12 protein-coding genes and 1 pseudogene are annotated in these 10512 nt (G+C 66.0%); all 13 read right to left on the minus strand.

Going from position 1 to position 10512, the window contains the following annotated elements:
- Window positions 1-232: 232 nt before the first annotated feature.
- Window positions 233-571 carry a histone-like nucleoid-structuring protein Lsr2 gene (lsr2, locus tag WBF82_RS24120; RefSeq protein ID WP_424082036.1) on the minus strand — a complete coding sequence of 113 codons (339 nt, stop codon included), beginning with the start codon at window positions 569-571 and terminating at the stop codon, window positions 233-235.
- Between the two features lie 118 nt (window positions 572-689).
- Entirely contained in the window at window positions 690-2213 is a 1524-nt protein-coding gene (lysS, locus tag WBF82_RS24125) for a lysine--tRNA ligase (protein ID WP_424385442.1), read from the minus strand.
- Between the two features lie 105 nt (window positions 2214-2318).
- Window positions 2319-3143 carry a type III pantothenate kinase gene (locus WBF82_RS24130; RefSeq protein ID WP_424385443.1) on the minus strand — a complete coding sequence of 275 codons (825 nt, stop codon included), beginning with the start codon at window positions 3141-3143 and terminating at the stop codon, window positions 2319-2321.
- A 12-nt stretch (window positions 3144-3155) separates the two neighbouring features.
- The gene (gene panD, locus WBF82_RS24135; protein ID WP_424385444.1) at window positions 3156-3563 is read right to left on the minus strand and encodes an aspartate 1-decarboxylase; all 408 of its coding nucleotides are present in this window, start codon (window positions 3561-3563) and stop codon (window positions 3156-3158) included.
- Window positions 3563-4507 (minus strand): pantoate--beta-alanine ligase, encoded by a 945-nt coding sequence (panC, locus tag WBF82_RS24140; protein ID WP_424385445.1) that lies wholly within the window; start codon window positions 4505-4507, stop codon window positions 3563-3565. Before panC ends, panD begins: the two co-directional genes overlap by 1 nt.
- The gene (locus WBF82_RS24145) at window positions 4504-5397 is read right to left on the minus strand and encodes a Rossmann-like and DUF2520 domain-containing protein (protein ID WP_424385446.1); all 894 of its coding nucleotides are present in this window, start codon (window positions 5395-5397) and stop codon (window positions 4504-4506) included. The genes panC and WBF82_RS24145 overlap by 4 nt, the downstream gene beginning before the upstream one ends.
- Before the next feature lie 112 nt (window positions 5398-5509).
- Window positions 5510-7036 carry a DUF6779 domain-containing protein gene (locus WBF82_RS24150; protein WP_424385447.1) on the minus strand — a complete coding sequence of 509 codons (1527 nt, stop codon included), beginning with the start codon at window positions 7034-7036 and terminating at the stop codon, window positions 5510-5512.
- A gap of 88 nt (window positions 7037-7124) precedes the next feature.
- Complete coding sequence (locus tag WBF82_RS24155) at window positions 7125-7601, minus strand: DUF3180 domain-containing protein (RefSeq protein ID WP_424385448.1); 477 nt, start codon at window positions 7599-7601, stop codon at window positions 7125-7127.
- Window positions 7601-8149, minus strand: coding sequence for a 2-amino-4-hydroxy-6-hydroxymethyldihydropteridine diphosphokinase (gene folK / locus WBF82_RS24160; protein ID WP_424385449.1), 549 nt, complete (start codon window positions 8147-8149; stop codon window positions 7601-7603). The genes WBF82_RS24155 and folK overlap by 1 nt, the downstream gene beginning before the upstream one ends.
- A 106-nt stretch (window positions 8150-8255) precedes the next feature.
- The gene (folB, locus tag WBF82_RS24165; protein WP_424385450.1) at window positions 8256-8657 is read right to left on the minus strand and encodes a dihydroneopterin aldolase; all 402 of its coding nucleotides are present in this window, start codon (window positions 8655-8657) and stop codon (window positions 8256-8258) included.
- Window positions 8650-9468, minus strand: a complete 819-nt coding sequence (folP, locus tag WBF82_RS24170) for a dihydropteroate synthase (protein ID WP_424385452.1) — start codon at window positions 9466-9468, stop codon at window positions 8650-8652. Before folP ends, folB begins: the two co-directional genes overlap by 8 nt.
- A gap of 20 nt (window positions 9469-9488) precedes the next feature.
- Complete coding sequence (folE, locus tag WBF82_RS24175) at window positions 9489-10106, minus strand: GTP cyclohydrolase I FolE (protein ID WP_424385451.1); 618 nt, start codon at window positions 10104-10106, stop codon at window positions 9489-9491.
- Between the two features lie 15 nt (window positions 10107-10121).
- Window positions 10122-10512 (minus strand): annotated as a pseudogene (locus tag WBF82_RS24180) (ATP-dependent zinc metalloprotease FtsH); the annotation flags it as partial.

Genomic DNA, 10512 nt, shown 5'->3' on the forward strand with positions numbered 1-10512 from the left:
CACTTGCGTACCTGCCATCCACTGTAGTGGGCGGCTCGCCAGGCTTCCTACCGTGCGGTCGTTATGGCCATCGGCATATGCCCGGCTGCATCAGAGCCGTAATGAAAGCAACGCGGTAAACCGGCAAAACGGTTCCCGCCCGGGTGATCAGTTCGCCACCAGCGAAAGCCGGACCAGCCCGCGTTCGGTGCTGGTCCGGCTTTGCTTTATCGGCGTGGTGTTGGTCGCCTGATCAGGTCGCGGCGTGGAATGCGTCGATGACGTCGGCCGGGATGCGGCCCCGAGTCGACACGTTGTGCCCATTGCGACGGGCCCAATCCCGGATCGCGGCGCTCTGCTCACGGTCGATGGCTCCGCGGCCGCGGCCGGTGGCCGAACGTCCGCGCCGACGACCACCGACCCGACGGCCGGCTTCGACCCACTGCTTCAGGTCGTTGCGCAGTTTCGTGGCATTTTTGTTCGAAAGGTCGATCTCATAGGTCACCCCGTCGAGGCCGAATTCGACAGTTTCATCGGCGGCGCCCTCACCGTCGAAATCATCGACCAGGGTGACGGTCACTTTCTTCGCCATTGGCTGAGCCTCACGCTTTCTTCCTGCGCACTTACTGTGCGAGTTGTTTTGGACCGCCCCCAACAACACCAATCTGCCATAGGAAGGCGCGGTATTCAATACGCCGCCATAGACGACGTCAGTTGCTATGCGGACGAACAATCGGAAACAATACAGTCTCCCTAATTGACAGACCAGTCAAAGCCATCAACAACCGATCGATACCCATTCCCGTCCCGGTGCACGGCGGCATAGCGTACTCCAGTGCGGCCAGAAAATCCTCGTCGAGCGCCATCGCCTCGTCATCGCCGGCAGCGGCCGCTCTCGCCTGTTCGGCAAACCTCTCCCGCTGCACCACCGGATCGATCAATTCCGAATATCCGGTGGCCAGTTCGACCCCGCGAATATAAAGGTCCCACTTCTCGGTGACACCTGCGATGCTGCGGTGTTGACGCGTCAAAGGCGTTGTCTCCACCGGGAAATCGCGAACGAAGGTCGGTGCGGTCAAGTTGGCGCCGACAGCATGTTCCCATAATTCTTCGACCAACTTGCCATGCCCATACCCGCGGTCGGCCGGTACCTCGACACCACGCGACTCGGAGATCGCAAATAAGCGGTCAACCGGGGTGTTCGGGGTGATCTCTTCGCCGAGCGCGCTGGATAGCGACGGATACATTTGTATCGACGCCCATTCTCCATCGATGTCATAGACACTGCCGTCAGGTAGTGACAGTTGTCTCGTACCGATCGCCTCGTCAGCCACCTGTTGAATAAGCTCGCGCGTCACGATCGCCGAATCGTCATACGTTCCATACGCCTGATAGGTCTCCAACATCGAAAATTCGGGGGAATGTGTGGAATCGGCTCCTTCGTTTCGGAACACCCGATTAAGTTCGAAGACCTTGTCGAACCCACCAACGACACATCGTTTGAGGAACAGTTCCGGTGCGATCCGAAGGTATAGATCGATGTCGAGAGCATTGGAGTGGGTTACGAACGGCCGAGCCGCTGCACCCCCCGCCAAAGTTTGCAACATCGGCGTCTCGACTTCGAGAAACTCGCGCTGCTCCAGCGCGGACCGTATCGCGCGAATAACAGCGATCCGCAGCCGTGCGCCCGTACGTGCCTGGGGACGGACGATCAGGTCGACGTAGCGCTGCCGCACCCGCGACTCTTCGCTCATGTCCTTATGCGCCACCGGCAGCGGCCGGAGCGCCTTGGACGCCATCTGCCAGCTATCGCCCAGGACGGACAACTCGCCCCGGCGTGAGCTGATCACCTCTCCGTGCACGCAGACGATGTCGCCGATATCCACGTCCGCTTTCCACGCGTCAAGCTCTTCCGCACCGACGCTGGCCAGGCTGAGCATCACCTGCAGATGGGTGCCGTCGCCTTCTTGCAGTGTCGCAAAACACAATTTCCCCGAGTTGCGCGCGAACACCACCCGGCCGGCCACGCCGACGATGTCGCCAGTGGTCGAATCGGGAGCCAAGTCGGGGTAAGCGGCACGAACCTGGGCCAGCGTATGGGTGCGGCCGACTTCGACGGGGTAAGGGTCGCGGCCCTGCTCCGACAACCGAGCACGCTTGTGCCGGCGGATCCGGAATTGCTCGGGGAGGTCCCCAGGAAGGTCCTGCGGACGGTCCTGGTCGTCGGCGTTCACGACGTGCCAGCTTAAATGAACGCCTGCGCCATCGAGTGTGCGGTTACGGCGCCGAGCGTGTACCTGCGGCGAGAATTCCGCGATTCCGCCACCCAGGATGCACGTTCAGCGCGCTGTCTTGAGCCTCCCGCGCTGGCTGTCCCGGTTGCGTTCGAACACCAGCCGCAGCCCGTGCAGGGTCAGGTGCTGGTCGTAGTGGTCGACGGAGTGCAGTTCGGCCAGCAGCAGCGGCGCGGTGTGTCCGGTAGCTACCACAGTGACCTGATTTCCCGGGCCGCCTGCGAAACCGTCCACGTCGTCGCGGATGCGACCGACCAGGCCATCCACCAGCCCGGCGAAACCGAACACCGCGCCCGCCTGCATGCATTCGACGGTGTTCTTGCCAACCACCGATCGCGGCCGGGCCAGCTCCACCCGCCGCAATGCAGCCGAGCGCGCAGCGGCCGCGTCGGAGGAAACCTGTATCCCCGGCGCGATAGCGCCGCCCAGGAATTCGCCTTTGGCCGACACCACGTCGACGCAGATCGATGAGCCGAAGTCGATCACGATCGCCGCGGTCCCGTACGTCTGATAAGCCGCTAGGCAGTTGACAATTCGATCGGCGCCGACCTCTTTCGGATTGTCCACCAGCAGCGGGATGCCGGTGCGGACCCCAGGTTCGATCAGCACATGCGGCACCGACGGCCAGTACTGCTCCAGCATCACCCGCACTTCGTGCAGGACCGATGGAACCGTCGACAGAGCGGCCGCACCGCTCAGCTGGTCGGAGTCATCACCGATCAACCCGTCAATGGTCAAGGCCAGCTCGTCGGCGGTAACTTCTGATTCGGTGCGAATCCGCCACTGCTGCACTACCTTCGCGTGCTCCTTCGAACCGGAGAGCAAGCCGACAACGGTGTGTGTGTTGCGGACGTCGATTGCCAGCAGCACGCTAGACGACCTTCATCGCGGCGAAACCAGCTCACCGGCATCGGCGGGTACGAATGCCGGATCGTGGCCGAGGTCGACGGGACGGTTGTCGGCGTCGACGAAGACGATCCTCGGTTGGTAGCTCCGTGCTTCGGCATCTTGCATCGTGCCATAGGCAATCAGGATCACCAAGTCTCCGGGATGCACGAGATGCGCTGCGGCGCCGTTGATTCCGATCACGCCGCTGCCGCGCTCGCCGGTGATGGCGTAGGTGACCAGCCGGGCGCCGTTGTCGATGTCGACGATGGTCACCTGTTCGCCCTCGAGCAGATCGGCCGCATCCATTAAGTCGGCGTCGATGGTCACCGAGCCGACATAGTGCAGGTCTGCCTGCGTGACGGTTGCCCGGTGGATCTTCGACTTGAGCATTGTTCGTAACATCAGTTCCTCCAGGGTGATTCAGAATTTCCGGCCGGAACCGCGGGCTCGCGCCCGTCGACGCCGAGGGTGGTACTGATTTCAATCGCGATGTTGTCGAGGAGTCTGGTGGCGCCGAGCCGGGCCGCAACCAAGAGGCGGGCGGGGCCGTGCAGCGGCGCGGGCCCAAGCGCGGGATCACGCAACTGCAGATAGTCCACTTCGATCGCGGGCACATCCGACAGCACTGCCTGAGCCGCCTGAAGCGCCGCGTCTGCACCGCCCGACGCGGCATGCGTGCCGGCGAGCAGCGCGGCCGACAGCACGCCGGCCAGTTCACGCTGGGCAGGATCGAGGTAGCGGTTGCGTGACGACATGGCGAGGCCGTCGGATTCACGCACGATCGGCACCCCGATCACTCGCACATCGACATTGAGGTCGCTGACCATCTGGCGGACCAACACCAGCTGCTGATAGTCCTTCTCTCCGAAGAACACTCGATCAGAGTGCACAATTTGCAGCAGCTTCAGCACCACGGTGAGCATGCCGGCGAAATGCGTGGGCCGCGCGGCGCCCTCGAGCTCGGATCCCAGTGGACCCGGATGGACGGCGGTACGCAGGCCGTTGGGATACATCGCCGCAGCGCTTGGGGTGAAGGCGATTTCAACCCCTTCACCACGCAGCAGCGCCAAATCGTCTTCGACGATCCGCGGGTAGGCGTCAAGATCTTCGTCGGCACCGAATTGCAGCGGGTTGACGAAGATCGACACCACGACCACCGAGCCGGGCACCCGTTTGGCGGCCCGGACGAGGGCCAGATGCCCGTCGTGCAGCGCACCCATGGTCGGCACCAGCATCACCCGTCGCCCGGTATGGCGCAGCGCGCGGCTGACCTCGCCGACGTCGCTGGGACTCGAATACACGTTGAGTTCACCGGCATTGAACTTCGGCGGCCTGTTGATCCTCACCGCGCCAGCACCTCGAAGACGTCGTTGGGCGCATCGGCCCGCTGCGCAGTGCGCAGCGCGTTCACCCGATACGCCTCGGCAAGTTGTGGGTCGACTACGGCCAGCGCCATCAGATGATCGCGCACCGCGCCGGCGTCCCCACGGGCGACCGGTCCGGTGAGGGCGGCCTGTCCTCGTTGCAGAGTGTTTTCCAGCGCCGCACGCGACAGCGGCCCGAGGACCCGCTCCGCGATGCCATCTGGGTCATCGAGGCCGAGGTCTCCGGGCAGCGCGGCGCGCAACGCGTCCAGGGCATCGGCGAGCACGGTGACGATGTGGTTGCCGGCATGAGCCAGCGCAGCGTGATACAGCGTCCGCGCGTCTTCGCCGACCCGGAACGGCTCGCCGCCGATTTCCAGCACCAGCGATTGCGCGATCGCGTAACCGACCTCGTCGGCCGCGGTGATCCCGAAACAGGTATCCGGCAGCCGGGAAATGTCCTCGTCGGAGCCGGTGAACGTCATTGCCGGATGAATGGCCAGTGGAATGCAGTCCTGCTCGCTCAGCGGCGCCAGCACGGCCACGCCGTTGACGCCGGAGGTGTGCGCGACGATGGTGCCCGGCCGCACCGACGAGGTGGCGACCAACCCCGAAACGAGCCCGGCCAGCTCGGTGTCCGGGACGGCCAGCAGCAGCAACTCGGCGTTGCTGGCAACGTCGGGTACCGGCGAGATCGGGGTGTCGGGTAACCAGGACTCTGCGCGCCGCCGCGATGCCTGAGAAACGGCGCTGCACGCAACCACGACATGGTCGACACGTTCCAGCGCGACACCTAAAGCCGTGCCTACCCGGCCGGCGGAGATGATCCCCACCTTGAGCCGGGCGGGCCGCAACCCGTCGAACTGCACCATCGCAGACGACCCTCACAAGTCTCTTGGTTCGTTCCAGTCCCGCTCTGCGGGTACCGGACGGTCGTTAAGACTCTACCCTGGCAACGGCCCTAATCGCGCTGTGGCGTTCGCCTCAGTCCTCGCGGCGCCGGCGCCGGCCGCCGCCGGAGGGCGTGGTTTGCAGCCGCGCCAACAAGTCGGCGACCGATTGGCCACCGGACGGCGGCGCATCGGGGTCCAACGCGTCGGTGCTGCGATGCCGGGGCGTAGGCGACGAGGGCGGCGACATGGCCGGTTCCCGGTCAGCTGGCGACGGCGCCGACTGCGGCGTCGGCGGCGGGGGCGACGACATCGCCGGGGGTGGGGCGGACCCGCCAATGTCGTAGTCGGAGTACTCCACGGAATGACGTGACCGCGCGCGCGGTGCGGGCTCTCGCCCGGCCTCAGAATCGCCGGTCTGGGCGGCCGGTTCGGTGGCGGTGGAATGCCTGCCCCGGCGCTGAACCGGCGGCGCTGTCGATAGCGGCTCGCTGTCGCGGGACGGGGCATTGTCGTACTTCCACGGCCCGTCACCGGTGCTTTCGGCCGATTCGGAAATCCAGTTGCTGCCAGGTGCTCCTGGGGGCAGCCGTTCTGCTTCTGAGCTGACCGGCTGCCAACCGACCCGCGATTCTTCACGGCGGCGGCCGTCGGCGGGGGTCGACCACTCGGGCCGCTGCAGCTCGGGCGGTGGTCCGGGCGGCCCCGGTGGGGGCACAAACCGCGGCTCGGGTTGCGGCGGCGCCTCCTGCCGCCGGTGGGAACGGCGTCCGGGTTGGGGTTCGTGCTGTCGCTCGGCGCTGTTCACCGGCGCGGCCCAACCCGTCGGCGGCGTCGGCTCGTCCTGCTGGGCTTGCGCAGCTTGCTCGCCGCGCCGCCGATATGCGCCCCGGTCGGCTTCTGCCATCTCATACGGCTCGGCGGCGCGGCTTGCCCTGGAGGTCTCCTGAGCGGCGGGCTGGTAGTCGTACGCCGCCGGCTGGTAACTGTCCGGGGCCGGCTGGCGCGGCGGCGGGACCAGTGGTTCCTCCGGCACATCGATGATCGAGCTGTCGTCCACCCGTCGAGGCTCTTCGGCCCGCACCGAGGTGACGCGATTGACTCGCTCGCGCGCGCTTTCGTGTTCCCGATCCCAGTCGCTGTAGCCGCGCACAGGCCTGCGTTCGGTCTCCAGTGCCGGCCGCTCGCTGAGTTCGGCGTCGAACAAGATCTCCAGATTGGTGCGCAGCGCGGCCAACTCGGCCCGCAACGCCGAGACCTCGTCAGCAGAGTGCGCGCGCAATTCGCTGGCCAGCTCGCGACGCAGCTGAGACTCGACGGTTAGCTCGTATTCCCGGCGGGCCGAGATTTCGCGGTCCAGTTGCAAGTCGTAAACCAGCTTCAGGTCACGCGCCCGGGCCTGATCCACGTCGCTTTGGCGACGGTAGATCACCGACACGAAAGCAGCGACGACGGCAGCCCACAGAGCCAGGATCACGGCGAGCTTGAGAAGCTCCACCCGGTTGGTGAAAACCAGCGCAGAACTGGCGCCGATTGCGAGCACCAGCAACGCCGTGAGCAGTACCCAACCCGGTCTGCGGCCGCCGCGCCGAACCCTGGCGCCGCGGGACAGATCGGTCATGGCCCGACTGTACCGGCCCGAGGTCACAGAGCGTGTCGCCGCTCTCCGGCGATTCTTACCTGGACTAATCGCCCGTCACCGAGCCGAGCTAATTTTCCGCTCCCTCGCCATGCTCAGTTGGATCCTGTGGCGACTTGCAGCAATGTTGCAGCCACAGCGCAGCAACCACCAAAGCCAGCGCGCTGACGGCCGCCACCGCCGTGCCGGCAGTATCTTCGCCGGCCACCCTGAGCCACGACCGCCGCGGCAACAAGTACGCCAGGACGCCGACCCACCAACCCAGCGCCAACGCTCCGACCCAGGCGGACGCTTTGGCGATGACCAGACTGCGAGCCACCGACAGTGGATGCAGCCAGCCGGGGCCGTCGCCGATCTCGCCGTCGCTGATCTTGGTCCGGACATAGCGCCCCCACCCGGCCTCGGCGACGCCGACGACACCCAGTGACAGACCCGTCCAGATGGTAATCGGCGGAAACCACCGGTAGAGCAACATGACCAGCAGGTATCCGGCCACCGCAGTGCCGATCACCGCTGCCGTCAACTCACGTTTCTTGGTCGGCCCCATCAGGTTTCGGTGTCTTCGCCTCGCGGTTGGAGCACCAGGCCGGTCAGCTGCACACCGGCACGGTCGGCCGCATCCAGCTGGGCGAGCAACCTCGCGACGGACTGCTTTCCGCCGGCCACCGTCAGCTCCGCGGCCGGGTCGACGGCCAGCCAAGGAATCATCACAAAGGCCCGCAGATGAGCCAGCGGATGCGGCAGCGTCAGACCATCGTCCAACGACACCACTTCGGCGCCTCCGCTCGGCGGTATTTCGTGGCAGCTGATCAAATCAACGTCGAGAGTGCGTGGGCCCCAACGCTGTCCGCGAACTCGATCGGCCGCCTCCTCCATCTGCTGGGCGCAGCGCAACCAACCATGTCCGTCGAGCGTCGCGTCTTCGGCGATCACCACCGCGTTGAGAAACGGGCCCTGCTCGACACCGCCCCACGCCGCGGTCTCATAAACCGGAGAGACCGCTCGCACCGCGCCGCCCAGCCGGTCGAGCACCGACTGCAGCCGGGCCAACCTGTCGCCGATGTTGGATCCGATCGACAGCACCACCTGGGTCATTGGCGCCGCTCTCCCCCGCAAGCGGGTGGGGGTACCCCCAGCCGCGCCGCGGCGAGGGGGCGTGCCCCCACCTCATCGCAAGACTCTGCATCGTCGCCGGCGCGCGTCATATGCCCCCTCCCGCTGGAACTATCGATCCCCGGCCCCCGCGCCGCGACCGTCGGGCCACCACCGCCACATCGCCGAAGGTCTGCGGAAGCGGAGCCTGTGGCTTGTGCAGCGTCACCTCGACGGCGTGGACCCGCCGGTCTTTCATCACGTCTTCGGCGATCTCCCCAGCGACCGTCTCGATCAAATTACGGGGCGGCCCGGCGATGATAGCGGCGGCCCGATCAGCCAGAACGCCGTAGTCGTAGGTGTCTGCCAAGTCGTCGCTGGCCGCGGCGTCGACCAGGTCGATCCAGACCGTGATGTCGACGACGAAATCTTGACCGTTGGCGCGCTCATGGTCGAACACCCCGTGTCTGCCATGAACTGTCAAGCCGCGCAATTCAATTCGGTCAGCCATCTGATCCGACCGCTCCCGCTTGTGTCCACGCGTCGACGACGCGCAGCGCATCGACGGAGGCCCGCACATCGTGCACCCGCACGCCCCAGACACCGTGCAGCGCCGACAAGGCCGACACCACCGCAGTGGCCGTTTCCCGGCCGTCGGGTGGCCGTACACCACCATCGGGACCAGCCAACAACGAACCAAGGAAGCGCTTGCGCGACGCCCCGACCAGAACCGGTACACCGGTTGCCACCAACTCCGGCAACGCGTGCAGCAACGCCCAATTATGTTGGCCGGTCTTGGCGAATCCAAGACCGGGATCGATGATCAGTTTGTCCGGCTCAACGCCCGCGGCAACCGCCTCGTCGACGCTGGCGAGCAGATCGGCGCGCACTTCGGCCACCACATCGTGGTAGCGGGGTACGTCGTGCGGACGGTCGGCCGCTACCGATCGCCAGTGCATCAAGACCCAAGGCACGCCGGCCTCCACGAGCAGACCGGCCATTCCCGCATCGGCTCGTCCGCCCGACACGTCATTGACCATTTGGGCGCCATTTTCCAGGGCCGCCCGTGCCACGCCAGCGTGCATGGTGTCGATGCTGACCGTAATACCTTGTGACGCCAACTCTTTGACGACAGGCACGACGCGCGCAGTCTCCACCTCAGGGTCGATTCGGACCGCACCGGGGCGGGTCGACTCTCCCCCGACGTCGATGATCGCCGCGCCGTCGGCGGCCAACGCCAACCCGTGCTCAACAGCGCGGTCAGCGTCCAGGTAATGCCCGCCATCCGAGAACGAGTCGTCGGTGACGTTCACCACCCCCATGACTTTGACGCGCGTGGTGCTCACTTGCGCAAGATTAGTTCGAGCGCCTCAGCTCGAGATGCATTGTCGGACTTGAATTGTCCACGCACGGCCGACGTGGTGGTAACAGCTCCGGGCTTACGGACACCCCGCATCGACATGCACAGGTGCTCGGCTTCGATCACAACGATGACCCCGCGCGGATCGAGTTTGCGCATCAGGGCATCGGCGATCTGGGCGGTCAGCCGCTCCTGCACCTGGGGCCGCTTGGCGTACAGGTCGACCAGCCGCGCAATCTTGGACAATCCGGTGACCCGGCCGTCGTGACCGGGGATGTATCCCACATGCGCCACACCGTGAAACGCCACCAAATGGTGTTCGCAAGTGGAGTAAAGCGGAATCTGGTTGATCATCACCAACTCGTCATGTTGTTCGTCGAAGGTGGTGTCCAGCACGGCATCGGGATCGGTGTACAGACCGGCGAACATCTCCCGGTAACTGCGGGCGACGCGAGCGGGCGTGTCCAGCAGACCGTGTCGATCCGGATCTTCTCCGATCGCACACAGCAGTTCACGGACCGCGGCCTCAGCACGCGCCCGGTCAAAGACTGGGGTGGTCAGGCTCGCGGTTCGGGAATTCGGCTGTGCGTCTATAGCCATGGGTGCCCCGTTCGTTCAGCCGTGCGCCGACGGGTTGGACGGGCTCGGGTCGCTGCCGGGCGGGTCGGCAGCTTGGCCGGACTCCGGTGCGGGTGCACCGGGCGGGGGATACGGCGGATATGGCGGATAGGCCTGGGCTTGCGAACCCACGTAGTTGTGCGGTGGCTGCGGCCAGTGCGGTGGTGGCGGCGGGGGGGATGGCGGCGGGTACCAGTAGCCGGGCGGCTGTTGCGCCTGCTGCGGCGGTGGCCAGCCCGGAGCGTGCCAGCCCGCCGGTGCACCGTAATCGGGTTGCGTCGGGTGCTGCGATGCAGAGTCTGGAACGCCGACGGGGGCGCCCGGGGCACCGTGAGAACCGTTGGCGCCGTTGGTGCCTCGGTCGGGCTCGGCCTGCGCCGCATCCCGC

This window comes from Mycobacterium sp. (genome assembly GCF_049673265.1).
Lineage (GTDB): Bacteria > Actinomycetota > Actinomycetes > Mycobacteriales > Mycobacteriaceae > Mycobacterium.

Coding starts and splice junctions, on each gene's coding strand:
- lsr2 (WP_424082036.1), bottom strand. CDS start 571: ATGGCGAAGAAAGTGACCGTCACCCTGGTCGATGATTTCGACGGTGAG.
- panD (WP_424385444.1), bottom strand. CDS start 3,563: ATGTTACGAACAATGCTCAAGTCGAAGATCCACCGGGCAACCGTCACG.
- WBF82_RS24145 (WP_424385446.1), bottom strand. CDS start 5,397: ATGGTGCAGTTCGACGGGTTGCGGCCCGCCCGGCTCAAGGTGGGGATC.
- WBF82_RS24150 (WP_424385447.1), bottom strand. CDS start 7,036: ATGACCGATCTGTCCCGCGGCGCCAGGGTTCGGCGCGGCGGCCGCAGA.
- WBF82_RS24155 (WP_424385448.1), bottom strand. CDS start 7,601: ATGGGGCCGACCAAGAAACGTGAGTTGACGGCAGCGGTGATCGGCACT.
- folK (WP_424385449.1), bottom strand. CDS start 8,149: ATGACCCAGGTGGTGCTGTCGATCGGATCCAACATCGGCGACAGGTTG.
- folB (WP_424385450.1), bottom strand. CDS start 8,657: ATGGCTGACCGAATTGAATTGCGCGGCTTGACAGTTCATGGCAGACAC.
- folP (WP_424385452.1), bottom strand. CDS start 9,468: ATGGGGGTGGTGAACGTCACCGACGACTCGTTCTCGGATGGCGGGCAT.
- folE (WP_424385451.1), bottom strand. CDS start 10,106: ATGGCTATAGACGCACAGCCGAATTCCCGAACCGCGAGCCTGACCACC.